Consider the following 22908-nt stretch of genomic DNA (forward strand, 5'->3'; position numbering starts at 1 on the left):
ATGTATTTTGAAAAACGAGGTAAGGAAGACTTACTCCCGAAATCTCATCTAAATCATAAAACAAAAAAAGCTCCTAGGTTATAGGAGCTTGTGTATTAGTTCAATCAGTATCTGATTATTTCATCGCTTCATTTTGAAGTCTCTGACGATAAGCAGCTTTGATGATCTCATCTCTTCTTTTTACGGAAGGTTTGGTGAAAGCCTGACGGGCTCTGAGTTCGCGAACCGCACCTGTTTTGTCAAACTTCTTTTTGAAGCGCTTTAGCGCTTTTTCGATGGATTCGTTTTCTTTTACGTTTACAATGATCATAAGTATACACCCCCTTTCGTGGCTGCAAAGGTAAGAGAATAATTTTTAAAAAATCGACTTTTAAAAAAGAAAGTCCAGCTTTTTAGGGCTGGACTTAAAATTAAGGATGATGATAGACTAACTTAACTGACTACTTTTTCAGCTAAGACTACAATCACATTATTCTTCACTTCTACAACTCCTCCGTCCACAATCATGGATTGTTTACCTTCTTTGGTTGTAAAGGAAACTGCGCCCTTTGCCAAAGCAGATACGATCGGAGCGTGATTATTCAGCACTTGGAAAGCACCAGAAGCTCCTGGGAAAGTGGCCTCAGTGACTTCTCCCTGAAATACTTTTTTGTCCGGTGTGACGATCTCTAGTTGCATAGATTATGTATTTGAAAAGCAGTGGAGGATTGCGCCTCCATGCTTTCAGTTCAAATTATTTTACTTCAGCAAGCATTTTCTCGCCCTTAGCGATTGCATCTTCGATGCTACCTACCAAGTTGAAGGCTGCTTCAGGAAGGTGATCCAATTCACCGTCCATGATCATGTTGAATCCTTTAATGGTGTCTTTGATGTCTACCAATACCCCCTTCAAGCCAGTGAACTGCTCCGCTACGTGGAAAGGCTGAGAAAGGAATCTTTGAACACGACGAGCTCTGTGAACCACCATTTTATCCTCTTCAGAAAGTTCTTCCATACCAAGGATGGCAATGATGTCCTGAAGTTCTTTGTAGCGCTGAAGTGTTTCTTTCACACGCTGAGCACAGTTGTAGTGGTCGTCTCCAAGAATATCTGGAGAAAGGATTCGAGAAGTGGAGTCCAAAGGATCCACTGCGGGGTAAATACCTAATTCGGCAATCTTACGGGACAATACTGTTGTAGCATCCAAGTGAGCGAAAGTCGTCGCTGGAGCTGGGTCAGTCAAGTCATCCGCAGGTACGTAAACTGCCTGTACAGAGGTGATTGAACCGTTCTTTGTTGAAGTGATTCGTTCCTGCATGGCACCCATTTCTGTGGCCAAAGTAGGCTGGTAACCTACCGCAGATGGCATACGTCCCAACAAAGCGGATACTTCTGAACCTGCCTGAGTGAATCGGAAGATATTGTCGATAAAGAAAAGAATGTCTTTTCCTTGTCCAGAACCGTCACCATCTCGGTAATATTCTGCCAAAGTCAAACCTGTCAAAGCTACTCGAGCACGTGCTCCAGGAGGTTCATTCATCTGACCAAACACGAAGGTTGCTTTGGAATCTTCAAGTTTCTTAAGATCTACTTTGGAAAGATCCCATCCACCTTGCTCTTCCAAGGTATGTACGAAGTCATCGCCGTAAGTCACGATTCCAGACTCGATCATTTCTCTCAAAAGGTCATTTCCTTCACGGGTCCGTTCACCTACACCGGCAAATACAGAAAGACCAGAATATGCTTTTGCAATGTTATTGATCAATTCCTGAATCAATACGGTCTTACCTACACCGGCACCACCGAAGAGACCAATTTTACCACCTTTTGCATAAGGCTCAATCAAGTCGATTACTTTGATACCTGTGAAAAGAACTTCAGTAGAGGTAGAAAGATCTTCAAATTTAGGCGCTGATCTATGGATCGGAAGTCTCTTTCCTGCGGGTACTTGCGGCAAACCATCAATAGCTTCACCTACCACATTGAAAAGACGACCTTTGATTCCTTCGCCAGTTGGAACAGAGATCGGTTGACCCATGTCTCTCACTTCCATACCTCTTACCATACCTTCGGAAGAGTCCATTGCGATGGTTCTTACCCGGTCTTCACCCAAGTGTTGCTGTACTTCCAATACGACGGTTTGGCCGTTTTCTTTGGTAAGTTCTAGCGCGTCAAGGATGTTTGGCAGCTTGCCGCCTTCAAAGGATACGTCCACCACCGGGCCGATTACCTGAGTTATCTTTCCAATATTTGCCATTTGATTAGATGAAATGTAAAAAGGATACGCTTTTTTAATTCGAGCGCAAAATTAGTCATTCAGGCTGAATCCCAAAGGATATTTGGAAAATAAATCCATTCAGAAGGATCAGATTTTCAAAACGATTCATTTTTTGCCCTTAGGGCCAATATTCTCCCAATCCAATAATCTCTTTGCAAAGAGAAATGCATTGGACCAATATCGATTACTTAAATAATCTTCTGTGACTCCCAATGAAGTAGAAGCATGGATAAACCGGATATCTCCTTCTCCTACTTCAGTTACTATTCCGGAATGGGTTACTTGATTTTTCCGTTTCCCTGTGGCAAAAAATAACAGGTCTCCGGGTAGAATTTGGTCTGGATTGACCTTTTGCCCCAGTTTACTTTGATCTGTTGATTGTCTAGGAAGATTAACGCCGACGGCATAATAGGAGTGGAAAACCAATGCCGAACAATCCATGCCAGCCCGTGTTGTTCCTCCGTATTTATAAGGTGTTCCTCTGTAGGAGCGAGCTGTCTCGATGACGGTCCAAGCAGGAGAATCCTTAATAGCATTCCTTTTTGATTTACACCCTGATAAGGCAAGGATGAAAATGATAGCGATCAAAAAATAAAAGAGAAAACGATTTGAGTTCAATTGGAATGATTTTTTACGAATTCTAGTTTTGTGCAAGTCAAATTAATTCAATTTTGGTGGGAGTGTTGAAGAGATAATCAATATTTCTTAAGTGATCAAACTCACCAAAACTGATTTTTGTCATGTTTTACCTTTGTGCCATCAACAACGAAAATATCTGTAAACTATGAATATCAAGCAATTTTACGACGAGGGTTTAGCCCATGCGAGCTATGCAATTTTATCTGAAGGAAAAGTCGCCTTGGTTGATCCAGGAAGAAATCCTCAGCAATACTATGATTTTGCCGAAGCTCATGATGCACAAATCGTTGCTGTAATCGAAACTCATCCCCATGCTGACTTTGTAAGTTCCCACTTGGAATTTCACAAAAATGAAGGTGCTACCATTTATGTTTCCAAACTAGTGGGGGCAGAATACCCTCATGTTGGTTTTGACGAAGGAGATTCATTCCAATTGGGCAAAGTTTCATTTCATTCTTTGCATACTCCCGGCCATTCCCCGGATTCAATCAGCATCTTGTTGAAAGATGAAAATGGAAAAGATCATGCCTTGTTCTCAGGTGATACCTTGTTTATCGGTGATGTAGGTCGTCCTGACTTAAGAGAAAAAGCAGGGAATATGACCGCACAGCGGGAAGAGCTTGCCCGAATGATGTACCACACAGTTCAGAATAAATTAAAGCCATTGGCGGATGATGTACTTGTATTCCCTGCTCATGGCGCCGGTTCACTTTGTGGTAAAAACCTTAGTGATGCCCGTCAATCCACCATTGGGGAGCAGCGCGCCACCAACTGGGCATTTTCTGATTTGGATGAAAAGGCCTTTATGGATTCCCTACTTCAGGGACAGCCGTACATTCCAAAATACTTTGGCTACGACGTCGACATGAACAAAAAAGGTGCACCTGCTTATCAGCGGTCCCTTTCTCAAGTAAGTATATGGCCTGCTGGATCAACTCTTCCAGAAGGAGCGTTGGTGATAGATGCACGCAAAAATGAGCAGTTTGTGGCTGGTCATATTCCGGGTGCGATCAATATCATGAATGGTGGAAAATTTGAAACCTGGTTGGGTTCAATCGTCGGTCCAGAGGAGAAATTCTTCTTGGTCGCTGATTCTGCCGCCGAATTGGAAATTCTGATTACCAAGTCAGCCAAAATTGGCTATGAGCAGCTGATCAAAGGAGCAGTGGTTAATCCAGCTGGAATGACGGAAACTGGAACTTCTTTCGATTTGGAATCTTTCAAATCAAATCAAGAGGCATACACAATAGTAGATATCAGAAGCCGGGATGAACATGCGAATTCACCAATTTTCGAAGGAGCGTTAAATATTCCACTTCAAGAGCTAAGAGAAAGAGCAGCTGAAATTCCAACAGCGAAGCCAGTTTTGATCCATTGCGCAGGTGGTTATCGATCAGCCGCCGGGTCAAGTATCGTAGCAGGTGCTTTGAAAGGCGCGGAGGTTTTAGACTTCAGTGAAGCCATCAAAGAATTTCAAACGGTAGCTCATTAAGAAAAAGAAAAGTTATGGTCACCCCAAAGCCCTCGGAAACTCCGAGGGCTTTTCTGATTTATAGATCCTGAAAAAGAAAAACGAACCAAAAGGGGTAATTTCAAGTCTTTGTTGAAAAGTAAAATTCATGAGTCGGGAAGAATTTAGTCAAATGCCCTTACACCAAAAGATCAAGACCCTTTATCTCGAGGGGACTTTTGTGGTGGGTATTCGCTACTACCGACATAAGGTTAATCTGTATCTGCTGGAAAACGAATACGTAGAGGTATTTTACAATCACAAGGAGGATAAGATTGACAAAATCGATTTTTTGCCCAGAGATCACAGTCGAATGAAGTTTTACCTAGATCAAATCAAACTTGAATGAAAAAACCACAGGAATTCGCTCCTGTGGTTTTTTTGATTTTGGATTTATTGAAATTGTTAAAGTTTTCGCTTAAGGAAATCGGTCATCATGGTATAGAGATGCCAGGTGGTATTGCCGCCGTAGATGCCATGATTTCTATTTGGATAATAAAACGTTTCAAATTGCTTGTCTGCAGCGATCAGCGCATTTACCAAATCCACAGAATTTTGGAAGTGGACATTGTCGTCACCGGTTCCGTGAATTAAAAGGAAATTTCCTTTCAGCTTGTTAACATGAGAAATTGGGCTGTTTTCATCATATCCAGACGGGTTTAATTGAGGCGTTTGAAGATAGCGCTCGGTGTAGATGGTGTCATAATATCTCCAAGTCGTGACCGGAGCTACTGCGATAGCTGTCTTGAACACTTCGTTTCCTACCATTAAAGATAGCGAAGACATATAGCCACCATACGACCAACCCCAAATCCCGATTCTAGTGGGATCGACAAATGGCATTTTAGCAAAATATTTTGCACCCTCGATCTGATCGATCGTTTCTAGTTTTCCAAGATTAGCATAGGTAGAATGCTTAAAATCTCTGCCTCGAGCTCCTGTTCCTCGATTATCGACACAGGCCACGATAATTCCTTCAGCCGCAAGTTGTTGATGCCAAAAGTCACGAGTTCCTCCCCAAGAGTTCAATACATTTTGAGAGCCTGGGCCTCCATACACATACATCAGGACAGGATATTTTTTGTTGGGATCAAAGTCAGCCGGCTTGATGATATAGCCATTGAGCTCGGTTCCGTCCACAGTTGGGAAGGTGAAAAACTCCTTTTTTCCTAATGCAAAACCTGCTAGGCGATCTCTCAAAGCCTGATTATCCTCTAAAACCTTTAGTTCCTTTCCGGCAGCATCGTTCAAGGTTACCTTGACAGGCATATCTGCTGTAGAGTAGTAATCGATGTAAAATTTATGATCAGGGCTCATATTAATGGTATGGCTGCCCTTCAAAGGAGTTAGGATTTTTTTTCCTTTTCCATCCAAGTTGATCACGTAAAAATTACGCTCCAGTGGAGAGGCCTCGGTTGAAATGAAATAAAGTTTTTTGGCTTTTTCATCGATACCTACCATCGAAGTCACTTCCCAACTGCCTGAAGTGATCTGCCGAATAAGTGATCCGTCTAAATTGTGGTGATAGATGTGTTTGAAACCGTCTTGTTCGGAGGTACGGATAAATGTTTTTCCGTCGCTGAGGTATTGCAAGTCATCGTTGTAGTCGAGGTCCACATAAGTTTTAGATGTCTCGGAGATGATCAGTTTGCTTTCGCCCGAAGTGGCATTAGCATGGAAGATATCCAGTTGATTCTGGAGTCTATTCATTCGGATGAAAGCCAAGGTATTGGCATTCTGTGTCCAGTAGATTCTTGGAAGGTAGATGTCAGTTTCGGTTCCCGCATCGATCTTTTGAGTTTTTGCGGTAGCCAAATCATAGACATGGATACTTACCGTGGAATTCTTTTCTCCTGCTTTTGGATACTTAAACTTGTAATCCTGCGGATAAAGCGGTCCCCAAGTCTGCATGTTAAATTCTGGTACTTGGGATTCATCGAAGCGGATGAAAGCGATCTTTTTGCCGTCAGGCGACCATTTGAAAGCTTGAGCCATAGAAAATTCCTCCTCGTACACCCAGTCGGCAGCACCGTTGATGACCTTGTTCCATTCGCCATCCTGAGTGATTTGGGTCAGTTTGTTGCTTGCCAACTCGACCATAAACAGGTCATTGTCTTTTACAAAAGCTACCTTATCGTTGTCCGGTGAGAGGGTTGCATAGGAGATTTTTTCTCCGTTCATCAATTGCTGCTTTTGGCCTGAGGCCATATCTACCACATAGAAAATTCCCTTGGAAGATCTGCGGTAAATGGATTCGACATCTGTAGCAATCAATGCCTTTGATTCATCGGCATTGAACGAATAGCTTGAAAAGTTTAGCCCAAGCTTGGCTCCATCCAATAAAACTCCAGCTTCTTCTCCTGTGGCCAAATTGATCTTAACTACGGCTGGTGCTCCACCACGCTGGACGAGCGAACTGTAAAATTGTCCATCTTTCATCCAATTGATGCCATAGACGGATTTTTCGTTGAAGGTCCCTTTTTTGAAGATATCTTCTAAGGTTACCTTTTTAAGATTTTGAGCTTGGGTGTTGATAGCCATTCCGATCATGGCGATCAAGACGAGGCTGAATACTCTCCAACTTTTAATCATATTCATTTGATTTTGGGTAAAATTCTTGACTGAAACGAGGACGAATATATAAAAAGCTTGATTTTAACTCTCCAAGGGCTATGAAACCCTTGGAGGGTTTTTTGGAAACCTTTGGAGGGTAAACGGAAAATTAGCTATTTCGTAACCTAGTTTTTTCCCGATATGAAGAAGAAAATCGCCTTGGTTACCGGTGGATTTACCGGTGAATCAGTCATCTCCTTGAAAAGTGCAGCAGTAGTTGAGAAGACTATTGACCGAGCACGTTATGATGTTTATAAGATTTTGATCTATCCTGGGGATTGGCATTTTATCTGTTCTTCCGGAGAAAAAATTCCAGTAGACCTGAACGATTTTAGTATTTCCATTGGGGACGAAAAAATCAAATTTGACGGTGTATTTAATATTCTTCACGGATCTCCCGGGGAAGATGGAAAACTAGCGGGCTATTTTGATATGCTTGGTATTCCTTACACGACTTGCGATCAATTGACATCTGCGATTACCATGAACAAGGGCTACACGAAAGCCATTGTCCACGATATTCCTGAATTACATGTGGCAAAGTCAATCCAACTTTTCGAAAATTCTCCATTGAATGGTTCAAAAATCCAATCTGAGCTTCAACTTCCTCTTTTTATCAAACCAAATAATGGAGGGAGCTCTATTGGGATGAGCAAGGTGAAAACCTGGGAAGAATTACCTGAAGCTTTGGAAAAAGCATTTGCAGAGGACAAGCAGGTCTTGGTCGAGGAATTTGTATCGGGAAGGGAGTTTTCAATTGGGATTTTCAAAGGAAAAGGAAATATTACGGTCTTACCTGCAACTGAGATTGTCAGCAGTAAGGAGTTTTTTGACTATGAAGCCAAATATGTACCCGGAGTCTGTGAAGAAATTACTCCTGGAAGAATGACCGAAGAGGAAGTTGAACGGGTTGGTCGTATTGTGACAAAAGTTTATGAAAAACTCAACTGTAAGGGGGCTGTGCGTATTGATTACTTCTTACAGCACGGAACTGGAAAATTTTACTTTATAGAGATCAATACAGTACCGGGGCAGACAGAAACTAGTTTGATATCTCAACAGGTTCGTGCGATTGGGATGGAAGTGAAGGAGTTTTACACCCAATTGATTGAGGAGATGTTTGCCTAAGCAGGAAGTTTTAATTCGGCAGTCCGTGCATGGATTCCTTATTATTATCTGTTAAAAATTTAAAAATTCAAGGAATGTCAGAAAGGACTTTCTTCGTTTTGTGTTTTTCCATGAGATAAGTTTTATTTTTACAAAATATTTAGGCCCTAATGATCGAAAAGCTATTTCCACTTGATAAAAATTACATTCTCCGGCAAGCTCAGTCTTCGCTCGAGGAGGAATTGATCGACAGGATGGTTTTTGAATTAAAGCGCTCTTACACTTTTTTATATAATCCTTTGCGCTTAATGGATCATACTTATGCCATGATTTTGGATACGTTTGAATTTCCAAAAGATCGAGTGCGAATGATTTATCGTCAATTATGTGGCATTTATCGATACAAGCATGGGGATAATCAATTGGAATTTTTGTTTGATGGCCGCACTCACTATGAGAAATTTCAAGAGGATTGGTCTGATGCTTTGATCGGATATGTTCAGCAACTCGGCCAACACGAACAATATGTGAAAACGATGCTCAGAATGACCCTGCTTTATGATACCGAATCACGGGCTGAATGGGCTGAAAATCATTGTAAGGCGTTTATTAATCAATACTTTGAACTCAAAGTAGTCAAACGACATGGAGAGCTCAGATTGAAAGTCTCATAAATTCAAAACCCGCCTTAAAGCGGGTTTTTTTAGGACTAGAAGTTAGGACTGAGTAGGTACTTGCTGTAAAACTCATCGATGACTTTGACAGCTTCGGTGGCATCATCCACTACATGAAACAAATCCAAGTCAGATTCACTGATGTAATTTGGGTCGCCTCGAAGTAAGGTTGATTTGATCCAATCTACCAAACCGCTCCAATAGTCCTTTCCGACCAAAACGATTGGGAATCGACCGATTTTATTGGTTTGAATTAATGTAAGTGCTTCAAAGAACTCATCCAAAGTTCCAAATCCACCTGGGAGTACTACAAACCCTTGTGAATACCGAATAAACATGACTTTGCGGACAAAGAAGTAATCAAAAGTCAGAAGCTTATCGCGGTCGATATAGATATTATTAAACTGCTCAAAAGGCAGATGTATATTCAATCCCACAGACTTTCCTCCTTCAGAAAAGGCCCCTTTATTCCCGGCCTCCATGATTCCTGGACCACCACCTGTTATGACCCCATAACCATGCCGAACTAATTTTGCTGCAATTTCTTCCGCTACTTTGTAATAGTGATGGTCTCTGGGGGTTCGAGCTGATCCAAAAACAGAAACGCAAGGGCCGATTTTGGCGAGCTTCTCAAAACCCTCTACGAACTCAGACATCACTTTAAAAATTGCCCAAGAATCAGCGCTTTTTATCTCGCTCCAATCCCTCTCTTTGAAGGCTCTTCGAATACGTTCTTCAGATTTTTTTTCGTCAATGTGGCTCATTTCAAAATCAAGTTAATGACTTAATAAAACGGATCTTTTGGATGCTAGGTAGTGTAAGTCAGTGGATGAGGAATTAAATCGCTGGTTTTCAGGGTGAAAAAATCATTTTGTGCGAGGATTTTTTGGGCTGGAAACACTCTAATTTTGCAATCGAAAATCAATAAAATGAATCTTTTCCAAAAATCACAAGCCGTCCAAGAAGTCTTCCGAGAATTGGAAGAAGAAGCAAAAGTTTTTCATGAAGAAGGCGGGATGAGATGTATCTCAGGCTGTGGTTTTTGTTGCGCCAATCCCAAAGTTCCTGCCTCTCCTTTGGAGTTTTTACCCCTTGCTTTTGATCTCTATGAAAAGGGCCTTGCAGATGAGTTTGCGAATAAATTGGCTATGCAAGATGCCCCTGGTATTTGTATTGTATACAAGTCCCAATCAGAGGATCAAAGTAAAGGGTTCTGTGGAAGCTATGTGAATAGGGGATTAATTTGTAGGCTTTTTGGTGCATCAGCTCGAAGGAACTCCAAAACTGGGAAAAAGGAACTCATCACTTGTAAAATCCTAAAAGCTGAAAAGCAAGAGCCCTATCAGACCTTGATGAATCGGATCAATCAAGATATGGAGATTCCGATGGCTCCTTCCTTTTATACTCGCCTCAATGATATTGATGAATACCTGAGCAATTTGTATCCTATCAATCAGGCAATTCTTATGGCATTAGAGCTGGTACTTCGTTATAAATTTTATCAGGAGTCGGATTCATCGGTTGACCTCTAATTTTTTTGAAGCGCAGTTTGCTGTATATTCGGTGGTATAAAAGCCACTTTTAATACGCAATAACCCTTACACCATGTTGAATATTGGAGAGATTATCCAAACCATAAAGTCAATCGTAGAGACACGAGTGGGTTTGATAAAGCAAGAAATTCAAGAGGAATTTGTTGGAATTTTATCTCGATTAATGCTTCTGGTGATCATTGGATCATTGCTATTACTTACATTTTTGTTTTTGTCTTTATCCATGGCATTTTACATCAGTCAGGTTATGCAGAGCCCATATTTAGGGTTTTTGATTGTGGCACTGATTTACTTGGTAGTGGTTTTGATTCTGTACATGAGTAGAGATTCATTTCGAGTGCAAAACAAGGTTAGTGGCTCGCTGAAAAATTTTATTTTCACTATCAAGAAACCTTCAGATCAAGATGAGTAAGGAGTTAGAGAAAAAATCTCAGGAATTAGAGCAGACTCTTGCCAAGCAGCTCGATATGCTAAAAAAAGATTCCCAAGATTGGTTGAAGGTAGGAGCAGCGGTAGCAGCAGGAGCCTTACTCACCTATGGAATCGCCCAAGCTATAAAAAAGAAGAAGTCTTCTGATGAAACCCAAAAAGCCATGGCGGTTTTGGAGAAAGAAGGTCTTTTGAATAAAGATTTGAAAAAGAGGCTGACTCAAAATTCTAAGTCTAGTATTTGGCCATCACTTGCGCAGCGCTTATTAATTCTTGGATTTGCTTTGGCCAAAGATCAATTGATCAATGGGTTTTTTACTCCTTCTACAATCGAAAAGGAAGTTGAAGAAACTAAGTAAACTCATATCCGAACTCGCAATTTCAGGTCGAAAAGGAGTCGCATGGTTAGTTGACCCAGATAAATACCTGGATTTTGAAGCATTGAATTGGATAAATGAGGCTGATTTAGACCTAATTCTTTTCGGTGGGAGTAGCGTAGATTCCGGTGTATTTCAATCCAATCTATCGACGCTAAAAAGAAGATTCCCAAGGGTTCCGCTCTGCATTTTTCCTGGGTCTGCAGATCAATTATCGCCCGATGCAGATGGAGTTTTGTTTTTGTCCCTTATTTCAGGAACAAATCCTGAGTTCTTGATTTCATCCCAGATTAAAGCAGCATTTAAAGTAGTCGAATTTGGACTCGAAGCTTTACCGACTGGGTATTTGTTGATCAATTCGGGGGAGCTATTAAGTGTCCATAAGGCAAGCAACACCCTTCCGATTTTGAATTCGGAGGTTGAAAAAGCGGTGCAAATTGCCTTAGCAGGGAAGCTTTTGGGTTTGGATTATTTATACCTGGAGGCTGGAAGTGGAGCCAAAGAACCCGTGAGTCCTGAAATTATTTCCCAGATAAAAAAACAGACTGGTCTGCCACTTTTTGTGGGAGGAGGTATTCGGGATTCAAAAGCTGTTAGAAGAGCATTTGATGCAGGAGCAGATTTGGTCGTTTTGGGAAACTCCATAGAAAAAGACCCCAGCTTTTTGGCTGAGGTCTTGGAATTTAAAGCGATGTATAATCAGTTATTGCACGTTAATTAAAGACTCCCGTCTTCTCATTTTTCCCGCCGGAACTCCATACATCATTTTGAATCTTCTACAGAAATAAGCGGTGTCCTTATAACCTACCTCTTTTCCAATATCGCGAATTGATTTTTTGGTTGTTCGAAGTAGTTCTACAGCGGCTTCCATTCGCTGGTATTCGATGTAGTCTTGAGGGTTAATACCGGTCAACATTTTAAAGTATTGACCAACATAATCCTCCGAAACATTGGCCACTTTGGCAAGAATTTTATTGGAAAGGTCCCCGCTGATGTTGTTCTTAATGAAATTGAACAAATCAATCAATCTTGGATCTTTGAAATAGGTTGAGTTTGTAGATAATTCTTCAGTAAACAGACGGTTTTTGAGAATATGTCTCAACAGTTCGATGACTAAAACTTCGGTTTGGGCCTTAAGTGAGCGCTCTTTTCCTACATTCGAAATTTCTGTTTCCTTCATGATATCTTCCATCAAAATGGCAATGCGATCATTGAATCGGATGATAAAAGGAGGAATATCCAAGGAATTGAAGAAATTGACTACGTCAAAAACTTTAGATTCAAAGTTTATGATTGAAATGCAGTCATCATCAGTTGCTTTAATGTCTTTGAAACTGATGCTTTGAAGGTATTTTCTTCTGTTTTCTGAGAAATTCTCTGAAGAGATTTCCAAACGTTTTGTGCCGGAACCAAACGTTATTAATTTTTTTTGGCCTTTTGGAAGAAAGATAACTTCTCCCTCATTGACTACTTCTTGATCGTCCCCAAATTTCAGGGTTCCATGATGTAGCAAAATCAGTGCGTTATCTTGTTCTTGATAATCTTGAACGGCAATCGGCTTGTCAATTTTGTAATTTGAAGCCTTTAGAAACCGAACATGTACCGATTCGATAACTTTATTGTAGTATTCCATAGCGTCTTTTGAAAAGGAATTTCGTAAAAATATGACTTTTCCGGTAAATAGAACTTTATTTTTTCCAATTAAGGAAACAAAAAGATAGGAAAGGTATAGGAATCGTCTCCTATACCTTAAAAATTTTAAATTTTACTATTTCAGAACACCTCGGGAAATTACAATTTTCTGGATTTCTGAGGTACCTTCATAAATTTGAGTGATTTTGGCATCGCGCATGAGGCGTTCTACATGGTATTCTTTGACATATCCATACCCACCATGAATTTGTACAGCTTCAATGGTGGTATTCATAGCTACTTCTGATGCATATAGTTTTGCCATCGCTGAGGCATGAGCATAGTCCTCGCCTTGATCTTTTAACCAAGCTGCTTTGTACACCAAAAGTCTCGCGGCTTCAATTTGAGTAGCCATATCTGCCAGCTTAAATTGAATAGCTTGATGTTGGCTGATTGGCTTTCCAAAAGCCTTTCTTTCTTTTGAATAGGCAAGGGAAAGTTCATAGGCACCAGCAGCTATTCCTAGTGCTTGAGCAGCTATTCCAATTCTTCCGCCATTTAGGGTTTCCATGGCAAAGGTAAATCCAAAGCCTTCCTCCCCAATTCGATTTTCGACGGGTACTTTAACGTCATTAAACATTAGGGAATGGGTGTCAGAACCACGGATGCCTAGTTTGTCTTCTTTTTTACCGACAATAAATCCTTCCCATTCTTTCTCAACGATAAACACAGAGATTCCTTTGTGCCCCTTGCTCGGGTCTGTCTGAGCTATTACCAAATAAATACTTGCTGAAGATCCATTGGTAATCCAGTTCTTGGTACCATTCAAAATATAATGGTCTCCCTTTAATTCAGCGCTGGTTCGTTGTGAGGTTGCATCTGAACCCGCCTCTGGTTCAGAAAGACAAAACGCCCCAAGTACTTCTCCTGTGGCAAGACGCGTTAAGTATTTCTGTTTTTGGGCTTCAGTACCATATTTTTCAAGACCCCAACAAACTAAGGAATTGTTGACTGACATGGACACAGATGCTGAAGCATCTACTTTCGAAAGTTCTTCCATAGCAATTGCGTAGGAAATGGTATCCATTCCTCCTCCATTGTATGAAGGATCAACCATCATTCCCATCAATCCCAGCTCTCCCATTTTCTTAATTTGTTCCCAAGGGAACCGCGCTTCTGAATCTCTCTCGATGACCCCTGGAAGTAATTCATTTTGGGCAAACTCACGTGCAGCCTCACGAACTGCCAATTGCTCTTCTGTAAGTTGGAAATTCATATCTGTAGTAAAATTTTGGGTTTAAATTCTGGAGGAAAATATAGTCCAAAAAAAGAAAAGGGACAAAAACTTGTCCCTTTCCGAATTTTATTTTGATATCGATCAATCTCTATTGCCAAAGAAAATAAATATATAGTATGCTAATGTGGCCAAAGAGGCTAAAGCCGCTACGACATAGGTCATGGCTGCCCATTTTAGAGCATCTTTAGACATTTCGTATTCCGGCCGGGTTACGATATTTCGACTTTGTACCCAAGCTAATGCTCTATTAGATGCGTCAAATTCAACTGGAAGAGTAACCAAGGTGAATAAAGTCATGACAGAATAAGACCCTACTACAATATATCCGATTATCGGTACAGGAAGGCCTAAAGCAAATCCTCCGAAGAGGGAAGCGATCAATACTACATTTAGAATTTTTCCAGAGATGTTTTGGATTGGAACCAATGCAGATCGGAAGTTAAGCCATGCATAGGAGGTAGCATGCTGAACAGCGTGTCCACATTCGTGTGCTGCTACAGCTGTGGCGGCAGCATTTCTTCCATAATAAACATCTGGGGATAGATTGACAGTTTTATTCATTGGGTTGTAATGGTCAGTAAGCTGACCTTCTACACAAACAACCTGAACATCGTGAATATGATGATCTGCCAACATGAGTTTGGCGATCTCTGCCCCAGAAAGATTTGCTTGAAGGGCAGTTTGAGAATATTTTCTAAACTTGCTTTTGAGTCTGCTGCTGACAACAAACCCGAGGATTGCGAATACGACTACGATTAAGATAATCATTGGTATATTGGTTTAACTGGGTGTGATTACGGATGAATGGTTAATTAGGTTGTTTTGGTTTGAACTCTCAACAGGTAGATCCAGCTGTAAAGTCCAGTGATCAAAACTAGCAAAACTTGAGTACCATGAATGATGGCTGCAAATATTTTTGCATCAGTTTCAATTACTCCAAACTGAATCAAAATGTAAGCCACTAGGGCATGAAAGGTTCCAATACCCCCTTGAACCGGTGCAACCATGCCAATACTACCCATCACCATCACTAAAAGTACTTCTCCATAAGTCAAATTGGCAGTGCTCGGAATTCCAAAGGCAACAGTCGCCATAGTAAGAAAGTAAAAAATCCAAATGGTCAAAGAACTGAGCCAAAAGCCCTTTGGTTGTCTCAGGGACTGGATAGATTTTATTCCTGAAAGCATTTGTCTTGCAAAAGCTTTAAGCTTGGCTACTAGACCATGATTTCGAAACTTGGAAAAGAAGTAATACAGGATTAATCCAAAGACAGTCAAACCTGCAAGTACAGTAGGCCAATGGCGGTTAAGCTTAATTAGTAGACTAGGAATGTCGATAAGTTGAGATGCCAAGGATGTAAAAAGTTGGTTTTCGACCAAGAATGCCAAAATGATAGTTCCAATCAGGAAGAGCAAATCTATACTTCGCTCTACCAAAACAGTTCCGATTAAATGGCCAACAGGTTTGCCATTCGTTTTGGATAACATCCCACAGCGAACTAGTTCACCTGCTCTAGGAATCATTAAGTTGGCTAAGTATCCAACCATTGCTGCATGGTACGCCCTGTTTGCGGAGACTTTACTTCCAGTAGGGTCTTGAATCAAAAGTGACCACCTCCATCCTCTTATCCAAAAGCCTAGCCAAGCAATGGAAAGAGATGCCTCAATCCAGATCCAATTACTGGATTTCAGTTGAGACCATAGGGATGAGACCTCTATATCCTTGTATAAATACCAAAAAATCCAGCCTGCTATCCCTAAGGATAAAGCCAGCTGGATCAGATTTTTAATTTTGGATATGGTCATTAAATAATCCGATTTTTTTCATCAGGGAAAATTAAGACAGGCTTAAATTTTTTTGCTTCTTCAAGTTCCATACCTGCATAGGAAATAATAATTACAATATCTCCAACAGCAGCTTTGCGTGCAGCTGGTCCATTGAGACACACTTTTCCGCTTCCTCTTTCACCCTTGATCACATAGGTTTCCAATCGCTCACCATTATTCACATTGACTACTTGGACCTTTTCATTTTCAATTAGATTGGCTGCATCCATTAAATCTTCATCAATGGTAATAGAGCCGACATAATGAAGTTCAGCCTGGGTGATTTTTACCCGGTGAATTTTTGATTTCAGTACTTGAATTTGCATTGGTTTAGATTTTCAAAAGCGAAATTATCCAATAATCGGAAGATTATCGATCAGACGGATTTCTCCGACAAAAGCAGCAACGCATATTGAGGAGGTTAAGTTTGAATCGAACTCATCATATATCTCGAATGTATTCGGCTGAATCAATTCAAAATATTCTAATGTAGTTCCTTCAGCATCTTGAAACTTTTGTGCGACAATTGATTTTACAGTCCTCCAAGATTTTCCGGAGAGTAGTTCGTTTTTTGCAAACCTCAAACAGTTAATCAGGATCAAAGCTTGCTTTCTTTCAGTGGGGCTTAGGCGGAGGTTTCTGGAGGACATTGCTAATCCATCAAGCTCCCTTTTAGTAGGAACCGTAATAAGCTCTACCGGAAAATTAAGATCATAGACAAGCCGTTTGATAACTGCCACTTGCTGGAGATCCTTTTGACCAAAAAAAGCAATAGAGGGTCGGATCATATTGAAAAGTTTGGCAACAACAATTCCTACTCCGTTAAAATGACCGGGTCTAAATTTGCCTTCAAGTACATGTTCCAAATCCCCAAAGTCGATTTTTAACTTCGGTAATTCTTGATACATCGTTTTTGTGTCTGGTATAAATAGGTAGTCTATTCCATATTTTTCCAATAAGGCGATATCCTGACTTAAGGTATTAGGATATTTTTCAAAATCTGTGGAGTTATTGAATTGTGTCGGATTTACAAAAATAGATACGACGGTGACATCGGCAGTTTCAAGAGCTTTTCTTACTAGATCAAGATGTCCTTCGTGAAGTGCGCCCATTGTTGGGACAAATCCTATTTTTTGATTTTCACGAAGATGATTGAGCCAAAGGGGATTCCATTCAGCAGGGGAGTAGACTAGCTTCACGAGAGGGTAACGTTTGGGCTAAATTGCCGCAAAACTAGATTAATATCCAGAAATCCAATGCATTTAGGCTTTTTTTTCTTACCTTTGTCGCGTTGTTTCTGACAAATACCAAAATCCCAATTACATGTCCAAACTACGTATCCTCTACGTTGCTAGTGAAATCAACCCCTTCCTCCAAACCTCAGAAGTAGCCAATTTCCTAAGAAGTCTTCCTCAAGCCATGCAAGAGCGTGGAATGGAGATTCGAATATTGGTTCCTCGATTTGGGTTGATCAATGAGCGAAAAAACCGACTTCATGAAGTAGTAAGACTATCGGGGATTAACATTGCGGTAGGAGATGAAGAAAAGCCATTAATTATCAAAGTGGCCTCAATTCCAAATGCAAAGCTTCAGGTGTATTTTATTGATAATGAAGATTATTTTCAACGAAAGAGCGTCTTTCATGACAAGCAGCAACGCTTCTATGAGGATAATGATGAGCGAGCTATATTTTTCTGCAAAGGAGTTATTGAGACTGTTAAGAAGCTTGGTTGGGCTCCTGATGTTGTGCATTGTAATGATTGGATGACTTCCCTAATTCCAATGTATCTGAAAACAACTTACAAAAATGATCCGCTCTTCAAGGACACCAAAACGGTCTTTGCTATTTATAACAATGGATTTTCTCATACCTTTGGCGACGATTTGTTAAACAAGGTTAAGATGGTGGACATCGATGACACTATTTTAGCACCTTTGAAAAGCAAAGACTTTGAAGGCTTTATTCGTATGGGCATGGAGTATGCCGATATGGTCGTAAAAGGCTCTGAAGTTTCTGCAGAACTTACCCAACTAATTGAGGATTTCTCTAAAGATAAAAAGCTTGAGATCAGTATTGAAGAGGAGCAGCAAGCTCACGAGGACCTATATGGTGTCTATACCAGTCTTGCGGGTTAAATTACTCGCACTAGCACTTTTTTCCACAATTCTTCTCAATTCTTGCAGCGACCCCGCCTCGGTGGGTCTGGAATTAGCACCTGATAACAATCAAATCGGGGTGTTTTACGAGGAATTTGTGCTAGACGCAGAAATGGTTTTGGTAGATTCTCTAACTTCTTCTACTAACCCTGTTTCTAGGGGAGTTTTGGTAGTTGGTCATGAAACCGATCCTTTCTTTGGGACAACTGAGGCCACTACCTATTCGAGGCTATTTATAGATGTATCTGCTGATCGCCCATTAAGCGAAGCAATTCTTGATAGTATGTTTTTCGCGTTGGACGTGATAGCCGTTAATGGTGAAGATCTTACTGCACCAAAAACTTACTCGGTGCATAAATTGATCGAACCTATTTTGGATACTGTTTATTATACCTCTGATAAAGTAGATTTTGAACTTGATCCTTTTGCGAAAGGAGAGGTTGTTTTCGATGAAGTTAAGGATACCATTGTAAATCTTTCTGTCAAACCTGAATTCTCTGAAGAGCTATTTAGCTATATGAAGAGGGGGCCTGAATTTGATAATCTATTGTCTTTCAGAAGACTCTACCCTGGTGTGGCCATCAAAGCAACAGATGGAGACCAGACCACCTTAGGATTACAACAAGGAGTAAATACTGGCTTAATGGTTTACTACCATTATCCAGAAGATACTGTATCCACTTTATACCGGTTGTCAACTGGCTCAAGCCGTGCCTTTGTTGGGATAGAAAGCGATCGAACCGGAACTCCAACTGAAGCGATTACCCAAGCGAATCTATCGTATGATGTTGGCTCAAAAGTAGGAATGAAGGCTGGTCTTGGAATGGCTTTAAAAATTGATACATCTCCGATTGATCAATTTTTGGATACGCTACAAGGAATTAATTTCAATCAAGTATTATTTGAAATTGGAGAAGTGGATGCTATTCCTGAGGGTCAAAATGCCATGTTTTCTTATTACATCTATTTTACTGATCAACGAAATAAATTCATAAGGAGAGATTTGGATAACAATCCGCTAACCTTACAATTAACAGGGCAGCCACAAACCGAATTGGATGGGGATGATAATACTATCTTGCCGGTGAGAGCACCTGCTCAGTCTATTTTCTCTGAGACTAGCAAAAAATATTCGGTAGATATCTCTTCGTATTTAAATGCAATTTTTAGAGGAGAATTAACTCGAACAGATTGGTTGTTGTATGGAGGCTTGGTTACAACGGCCTCTCAAGATGATGATTTTAAAAAGTCATTGAGGCAATTTGTGGTCAACAAAGATAAAATCAAGATAAAAGTGATTTATTCCAAAAGAAGATAGCGCAATCGATTTCAAAAAAGTACTCCTAATCCACTCTCTGTTTTTAAGAAAGTGGATTATTTTTTTTGGCATTATTCCTGTTTCTTTGCGGAAGTAAAAACCAACTTTTGACAATTTTTATTTATGTGTGGAATTGTAGCGTATGTAGGGCAACAAGAGGCTCTACCCATTATTCTAAAAGGACTTAAGCGACTCGAATATCGAGGGTATGATTCAGCCGGGGTCGCATTGATCGATCAAAAAGGTCTTAGTGTTTATAAAAAGAAAGGTAAAGTCTCCGAACTCGAAAGACATTTGGAAGAAAACGGTAATCTCCTTTCAAAAATTGGGATTGGTCATACCAGATGGGCCACCCATGGAGAGCCAAATGACGTCAATGCCCACCCCCATTATTCTTCTTCAGAACGTTTTGCAATGATCCATAATGGAATAATTGAAAACTATGAGGTTCTGAAGAAGGATTTGCTTCAAAAGGGATATGTGTTTCAAAGTGAGACAGACACTGAAGTATTTGTCAAGTTTATTGAGGATATATTCGTAAACAACAACTGTTCACTTGAGGAGGCCTTGAGATTGGCCCTTCAAAAAGTGGTAGGAGCCTATGCGATCGTTTTAATCAATCTTGAAGAGCCAGATACTTTAATTGCAGCTAGAAAAGGATCCCCTTTGGTTATCGGTGTTGGTGAAGATGAATTTTTCCTAGCTTCAGATGCAACTCCTATCGTTGAGTATACCAATAAAGTGGTCTATTTGGATGACTACGAAATTGCTGTAATCCGCGACGGCAAACTTCAGGTAAAAACCATTGAAAATATCGAAACCAGTCCTTATATCGATCAGCTAGAACTTGAACTCGAAGCCATTGAAAAGGGCGGTTTTGAGCATTTCATGCTCAAAGAAATTTATGAGCAACCCAAATCGATAGCGGATTGTCTTCGAGGTAGATTGGATCCGAAGTCTGGAAGATTAGTGCTGGGGGGCTTGCGAGATTACATGAATAAGTTCCAAAATGCAGAGCGGATTATTATTACCGCCTGTGGGACTTCATGGCATGCAGGCTTGGTCGCAGAATACCTGTTTGAGGAATTTGCAAGGGTACCGGTCGAAGTAGAATATGCGAGTGAATTCCGCTATCGGAATCCCGTAATTAGTGACAAAGATTTTGTGATTGCTATTTCACAGTCAGGAGAAACGGCAGATACTTTGGCAGCTATTGAATTAGCGAAATCGAAAGGTGCTACCATTTTTGGTGTGTGTAATGTGGTGGGTTCTTCCATTCCAAGAGCAACACATGCGGGTTCCTACACCCATGCCGGACCTGAAATTGGTGTAGCGTCTACCAAAGCGTTTACCGCTCAGATCTCGGTACTAACGATGATGGCACTTAAGCTTGGCTACCAACGCGGGACACTTCCTGAGAGCAAATATATTTTGATGCTTCATGAATTGGCAGATATTCCCAATAAGGTCGAAAGAGCTCTTCAAACCAATGAAATCGTAAAGTCGATTGCGGAGCAATACAAAGATGCTAGAAATATGTTATACCTAGGTCGAGGATATAATTTCCCTGTGGCCTTGGAAGGAGCATTGAAATTGAAAGAGATCTCCTATATCCATGCTGAAGGTTATCCTGCCGCAGAAATGAAGCATGGTCCTATTGCTCTTATCGATGAGGAAATGCCTGTAATTTTCATTGCTACACTTGACAGCTCCTATGAAAAAGTGGTAAGTAACATTCAAGAAGTAAAAGCGAGAAAAGGAAAGGTGATAGCAGTAGTCACAGAGGGAGATATTCAGGTGAAGGCCTTAGCAGATCATGTGATTGAAATTCCTCCTACTAATGAGGCATTTACGCCGCTGTTATCTGTCGTTCCTCTTCAATTATTATCTTATCATATTGCTGTATTGAGGGGTTGCAATGTGGATCAGCCAAGAAATTTAGCGAAGTCGGTTACGGTGGAATAATTGATTTAGTTCAATTTTCTTACCCCCTAAAATCACTCATAACATTCTCTATATCAATAGAAACTACTCATCTTTGGGAATCAAATTATTCCCAATATCAAGATGAAATTTTCACCAAAATAAGGGGTTTAAAAGAACATATTCTTACCCCTTTGGGATATCGTTTGATTGCAAAGAAACTGAATGATGAGGGGTATTTGACGCCAGAAAATCATCGGTTTACCAATACCCACGTTTTTTCAATCTATCAAAAAGGATTGAAGAGGTTGGAACGGGTAAACCGAATTGATTTTGTGGAATTTTCTGATTTTGAAGTGAGACCTTATAAATCATTTAAAAAGTTTTTTAAGGATTTTCAGTCCCTAAAAGGGGAAAAAGTTCGGTACTTTTCGTTTTATAAAAATTTAAAATTTTTCTAACTGATATTCAGTTAATTAAGAAATTACATCAATTTTCACCCCATTTTTTTAACGTTTTCTCTCACTACCTAATATTTATATCTGATATGTAGTGTCCAACAAAGGGTTCAACACTTCACACCCGAAAGGAGTCCATTAGTATCGGGTCAGAAGTCGGATAGTATTCTGTGGGATTGAAATAACGTCCAAACATAACGGAAGAGGTTTCTCCGATAGTATCGAAAATGGTTCTATTATAAATCAGATATGGGTGATTCAAACGAACTGGTCTGAGGAAGTATAGAATTAAAACTCTGAAAAGATTCTAAAAAATCTGTAAGGGGATTGGTGTATCTAAACTTTAATAGTTTATACACTGAGAAGGTATCAAAAATTGATTTTAAGAAGAGATTTCTAAGAATTGATATCCCAAATACCAAAAATCAATTAAACCCATTAAAACCTATTAAAATGAGAAAACTGAATAAAAAAGAACTCAATTGGATAAAAGATAACTCAGATGAGTTCTTTAAAAATTTGAGAAAGGAATTACTGAAAGTTGATACTGAAATTCAATTGAGGAAAGATGAATTGAAATCAATAGCAACTAAAAAAGAAAGAATCAAAAGAGTAAGTGAAATAGTAAAATTGGTTATGGAAAGGAATTAAGAACCGATGGAAAAATGGAAAGAAAGAAAAAGCATCACAGAATTGATGTTGAAGGAATTGAAAGAAGAATCAATGAAGTTTTAAATGGAATAGATTCTGAAAAAATGGATGGTGAATCAAAATTCATTTTAAAAAGTGTAACTGATAAAAGGAATAAATATGAACGAAAAAGAAGATAGAATACCGAAGAAAGAGATAATGAAGATGTATGGGATTGATAGAACAACGTTTGAGTTGTGGATTAAAGAAAGAAATCTACCTGTAATTGAAATATCATCTCATTCAAAGTACATCAGAAGAAAGGATTTGATTGATTGGGAGAACAATTTGATAGGGAGTGGTAATTGAAATCAATCTATTCTATCAGAATTTAAAATGAATCATAAAATGATAGACTTTATCTAACAAATAAATTTTTTATAGATGTGTATAAAACAGTAAAAACTAAATGCTCTGCAGAAAAGAATTCAGATTCAAATTTTCCGTA

The 22908-nt window shown here is 39.9% G+C and carries 25 protein-coding genes; 13 read left to right on the forward strand and 12 right to left on the reverse strand.

Features of this window, described 5'->3' with window-relative positions; all coding sequences use genetic code 11:
• Positions 1-115: 115 nt before the first annotated feature.
• The 4 genes from rpsU to AO498_RS03845 form a co-directional block, all read right to left on the reverse strand.
• Complete coding sequence (gene rpsU, locus AO498_RS03830) at positions 116-310, reverse strand: 30S ribosomal protein S21 (RefSeq protein ID WP_067543950.1); 195 nt, start codon at positions 308-310, stop codon at positions 116-118.
• 122 nt (positions 311-432) lie between these two features.
• Positions 433-678 (reverse strand): ATP synthase F1 subunit epsilon, encoded by a 246-nt coding sequence (gene atpC, locus AO498_RS03835; RefSeq protein WP_067543952.1) that lies wholly within the window; start codon positions 676-678, stop codon positions 433-435.
• Positions 679-733: 55 nt separating this feature from the next.
• The gene (gene atpD / locus AO498_RS03840; protein WP_067543954.1) at positions 734-2236 is read right to left on the reverse strand and encodes a F0F1 ATP synthase subunit beta; all 1503 of its coding nucleotides are present in this window, start codon (positions 2234-2236) and stop codon (positions 734-736) included.
• Between the two features lie 126 nt (positions 2237-2362).
• Positions 2363-2875: a C40 family peptidase gene (locus AO498_RS03845; RefSeq protein ID WP_067550233.1), complete on the reverse strand. Its 513-nt coding sequence runs from the start codon at positions 2873-2875 to the stop codon at positions 2363-2365.
• Between the two features lie 166 nt (positions 2876-3041).
• Between AO498_RS03845 and AO498_RS03850 the strand changes: the two genes are divergently transcribed.
• A complete protein-coding gene (locus AO498_RS03850) occupies positions 3042-4388 on the forward strand; it encodes an MBL fold metallo-hydrolase (RefSeq protein ID WP_067543956.1) in 1347 nt (448 codons plus the stop codon).
• A 127-nt stretch (positions 4389-4515) separates the two neighbouring features.
• Complete coding sequence (locus tag AO498_RS03855) at positions 4516-4755, forward strand: hypothetical protein (RefSeq protein ID WP_067543958.1); 240 nt, start codon at positions 4516-4518, stop codon at positions 4753-4755.
• Positions 4756-4811: 56 nt separating this feature from the next.
• Here AO498_RS03855 and AO498_RS03860 read toward each other — a convergent pair whose 3' ends face one another.
• On the reverse strand, positions 4812-7004 hold the full coding sequence (locus tag AO498_RS03860) for a S9 family peptidase (protein ID WP_067543960.1): 2193 nt from the start codon (positions 7002-7004) through the stop codon (positions 4812-4814).
• Positions 7005-7160: 156 nt separating this feature from the next.
• Here AO498_RS03860 and AO498_RS03865 point away from each other — a divergent pair, with 156 nt between their 5' ends.
• On the forward strand, positions 7161-8147 hold the full coding sequence (locus AO498_RS03865) for a D-alanine--D-alanine ligase (RefSeq protein ID WP_067543963.1): 987 nt from the start codon (positions 7161-7163) through the stop codon (positions 8145-8147).
• Between the two features lie 149 nt (positions 8148-8296).
• Positions 8297-8800: a hypothetical protein gene (locus AO498_RS03870; protein WP_067543965.1), complete on the forward strand. Its 504-nt coding sequence runs from the start codon at positions 8297-8299 to the stop codon at positions 8798-8800.
• Between the two features lie 35 nt (positions 8801-8835).
• Here AO498_RS03870 and AO498_RS03875 read toward each other — a convergent pair whose 3' ends face one another.
• Positions 8836-9564, reverse strand: a complete 729-nt coding sequence (locus tag AO498_RS03875; RefSeq protein ID WP_067543967.1) for an LOG family protein — start codon at positions 9562-9564, stop codon at positions 8836-8838.
• A gap of 165 nt (positions 9565-9729) precedes the next feature.
• On the opposite strand from AO498_RS03875, the gene AO498_RS03880 reads away from it, so the two are divergent.
• From AO498_RS03880 to AO498_RS03895, 4 genes are all read left to right on the forward strand, one after another.
• The gene (locus AO498_RS03880) at positions 9730-10332 is read left to right on the forward strand and encodes a YkgJ family cysteine cluster protein (RefSeq protein ID WP_067543969.1); all 603 of its coding nucleotides are present in this window, start codon (positions 9730-9732) and stop codon (positions 10330-10332) included.
• Positions 10333-10405: 73 nt separating this feature from the next.
• Entirely contained in the window at positions 10406-10765 is a 360-nt protein-coding gene (locus AO498_RS03885; RefSeq protein WP_067543971.1) for a phage holin family protein, read from the forward strand.
• On the forward strand, positions 10758-11141 hold the full coding sequence (locus AO498_RS17130) for a hypothetical protein (RefSeq protein WP_067543974.1): 384 nt from the start codon (positions 10758-10760) through the stop codon (positions 11139-11141). The genes AO498_RS03885 and AO498_RS17130 overlap by 8 nt, the downstream gene beginning before the upstream one ends.
• Positions 11125-11880 carry a geranylgeranylglyceryl/heptaprenylglyceryl phosphate synthase gene (locus AO498_RS03895; protein WP_236778633.1) on the forward strand — a complete coding sequence of 252 codons (756 nt, stop codon included), beginning with the start codon at positions 11125-11127 and terminating at the stop codon, positions 11878-11880. The genes AO498_RS17130 and AO498_RS03895 overlap by 17 nt, the downstream gene beginning before the upstream one ends.
• On the opposite strand, the gene AO498_RS03900 is transcribed toward AO498_RS03895, so the two are convergent.
• The 6 genes from AO498_RS03900 to panC form a co-directional block, all read right to left on the reverse strand.
• Positions 11863-12792, reverse strand: a complete 930-nt coding sequence (locus AO498_RS03900; protein ID WP_067543976.1) for an AraC family transcriptional regulator — start codon at positions 12790-12792, stop codon at positions 11863-11865. The two genes, AO498_RS03895 and AO498_RS03900, sit on opposite strands and share 18 nt — an antisense overlap.
• A 135-nt stretch (positions 12793-12927) precedes the next feature.
• Entirely contained in the window at positions 12928-14067 is a 1140-nt protein-coding gene (locus AO498_RS03905) for an acyl-CoA dehydrogenase (protein WP_067543978.1), read from the reverse strand.
• 102 nt (positions 14068-14169) lie between these two features.
• Positions 14170-14856, reverse strand: a complete 687-nt coding sequence (locus tag AO498_RS03910; protein ID WP_067543980.1) for a zinc metallopeptidase — start codon at positions 14854-14856, stop codon at positions 14170-14172.
• A 44-nt stretch (positions 14857-14900) separates the two neighbouring features.
• Positions 14901-15893 carry a lysylphosphatidylglycerol synthase transmembrane domain-containing protein gene (locus AO498_RS03915; RefSeq protein ID WP_067543982.1) on the reverse strand — a complete coding sequence of 331 codons (993 nt, stop codon included), beginning with the start codon at positions 15891-15893 and terminating at the stop codon, positions 14901-14903.
• Positions 15893-16240, reverse strand: a complete 348-nt coding sequence (panD, locus tag AO498_RS03920; protein ID WP_067543983.1) for an aspartate 1-decarboxylase — start codon at positions 16238-16240, stop codon at positions 15893-15895. The genes AO498_RS03915 and panD overlap by 1 nt, the downstream gene beginning before the upstream one ends.
• Positions 16241-16264: 24 nt before the next feature.
• Positions 16265-17113 carry a pantoate--beta-alanine ligase gene (gene panC, locus AO498_RS03925; RefSeq protein WP_067543985.1) on the reverse strand — a complete coding sequence of 283 codons (849 nt, stop codon included), beginning with the start codon at positions 17111-17113 and terminating at the stop codon, positions 16265-16267.
• Between the two features lie 124 nt (positions 17114-17237).
• Between panC and AO498_RS03930 the strand changes: the two genes are divergently transcribed.
• The 5 genes from AO498_RS03930 (at position 17238) to AO498_RS17185 (ending at position 22600) form a co-directional block, all read left to right on the forward strand.
• The gene (locus AO498_RS03930; RefSeq protein ID WP_067543987.1) at positions 17238-18050 is read left to right on the forward strand and encodes a glycogen/starch synthase; all 813 of its coding nucleotides are present in this window, start codon (positions 17238-17240) and stop codon (positions 18048-18050) included.
• A 61-nt stretch (positions 18051-18111) separates the two neighbouring features.
• Complete coding sequence (locus AO498_RS03935) at positions 18112-19389, forward strand: DUF4270 family protein (protein WP_067543989.1); 1278 nt, start codon at positions 18112-18114, stop codon at positions 19387-19389.
• A 123-nt stretch (positions 19390-19512) separates the two neighbouring features.
• On the forward strand, positions 19513-21354 hold the full coding sequence (gene glmS, locus AO498_RS03940) for a glutamine--fructose-6-phosphate transaminase (isomerizing) (protein ID WP_067543991.1): 1842 nt from the start codon (positions 19513-19515) through the stop codon (positions 21352-21354).
• An 869-nt stretch (positions 21355-22223) separates the two neighbouring features.
• Positions 22224-22421: a hypothetical protein gene (locus AO498_RS17135; RefSeq protein ID WP_148660182.1), complete on the forward strand. Its 198-nt coding sequence runs from the start codon at positions 22224-22226 to the stop codon at positions 22419-22421.
• A gap of 14 nt (positions 22422-22435) precedes the next feature.
• Positions 22436-22600, forward strand: coding sequence for a hypothetical protein (locus AO498_RS17185; RefSeq protein WP_157883965.1), 165 nt, complete (start codon positions 22436-22438; stop codon positions 22598-22600).
• The last annotated feature ends 308 nt before the right edge of the window (positions 22601-22908 follow it).

Source organism: Algoriphagus sanaruensis (genome assembly GCF_001593605.1).
In the GTDB taxonomy this organism is placed as follows: Bacteria; Bacteroidota; Bacteroidia; order Cytophagales; family Cyclobacteriaceae; genus Algoriphagus; species Algoriphagus sanaruensis.

Bases quoted from the DNA above. Each gene is read 5' to 3' on its own strand.
- rpsU (WP_067543950.1), bottom strand. From the start codon at position 310: ATGATCATTGTAAACGTAAAAGAAAACGAATCCATCGAAAAAGCGCTA.
- atpC (WP_067543952.1), bottom strand. From the start codon at position 678: ATGCAACTAGAGATCGTCACACCGGACAAAAAAGTATTTCAGGGAGAA.
- atpD (WP_067543954.1), bottom strand. From the start codon at position 2,236: ATGGCAAATATTGGAAAGATAACTCAGGTAATCGGCCCGGTGGTGGAC.
- AO498_RS03850 (WP_067543956.1), top strand. From the start codon at position 3,042: ATGAATATCAAGCAATTTTACGACGAGGGTTTAGCCCATGCGAGCTAT.
- AO498_RS03855 (WP_067543958.1), top strand. From the start codon at position 4,516: ATGAGTCGGGAAGAATTTAGTCAAATGCCCTTACACCAAAAGATCAAG.
- AO498_RS03860 (WP_067543960.1), bottom strand. From the start codon at position 7,004: ATGAATATGATTAAAAGTTGGAGAGTATTCAGCCTCGTCTTGATCGCC.
- AO498_RS03865 (WP_067543963.1), top strand. From the start codon at position 7,161: ATGAAGAAGAAAATCGCCTTGGTTACCGGTGGATTTACCGGTGAATCA.
- AO498_RS03870 (WP_067543965.1), top strand. From the start codon at position 8,297: ATGATCGAAAAGCTATTTCCACTTGATAAAAATTACATTCTCCGGCAA.
- AO498_RS03875 (WP_067543967.1), bottom strand. From the start codon at position 9,564: ATGAGCCACATTGACGAAAAAAAATCTGAAGAACGTATTCGAAGAGCC.
- AO498_RS03880 (WP_067543969.1), top strand. From the start codon at position 9,730: ATGAATCTTTTCCAAAAATCACAAGCCGTCCAAGAAGTCTTCCGAGAA.
- AO498_RS03885 (WP_067543971.1), top strand. From the start codon at position 10,406: ATGTTGAATATTGGAGAGATTATCCAAACCATAAAGTCAATCGTAGAG.
- AO498_RS17130 (WP_067543974.1), top strand. From the start codon at position 10,758: ATGAGTAAGGAGTTAGAGAAAAAATCTCAGGAATTAGAGCAGACTCTT.
- AO498_RS03900 (WP_067543976.1), bottom strand. From the start codon at position 12,792: ATGGAATACTACAATAAAGTTATCGAATCGGTACATGTTCGGTTTCTA.
- AO498_RS03905 (WP_067543978.1), bottom strand. From the start codon at position 14,067: ATGAATTTCCAACTTACAGAAGAGCAATTGGCAGTTCGTGAGGCTGCA.
- AO498_RS03910 (WP_067543980.1), bottom strand. From the start codon at position 14,856: ATGATTATCTTAATCGTAGTCGTATTCGCAATCCTCGGGTTTGTTGTC.
- AO498_RS03915 (WP_067543982.1), bottom strand. From the start codon at position 15,893: ATGACCATATCCAAAATTAAAAATCTGATCCAGCTGGCTTTATCCTTA.
- panD (WP_067543983.1), bottom strand. From the start codon at position 16,240: ATGCAAATTCAAGTACTGAAATCAAAAATTCACCGGGTAAAAATCACC.
- AO498_RS03930 (WP_067543987.1), top strand. From the start codon at position 17,238: ATGTCCAAACTACGTATCCTCTACGTTGCTAGTGAAATCAACCCCTTC.
- glmS (WP_067543991.1), top strand. From the start codon at position 19,513: ATGTGTGGAATTGTAGCGTATGTAGGGCAACAAGAGGCTCTACCCATT.
- AO498_RS17135 (WP_148660182.1), top strand. From the start codon at position 22,224: ATGAGAAAACTGAATAAAAAAGAACTCAATTGGATAAAAGATAACTCA.
- AO498_RS17185 (WP_157883965.1), top strand. From the start codon at position 22,436: ATGGAAAGAAAGAAAAAGCATCACAGAATTGATGTTGAAGGAATTGAA.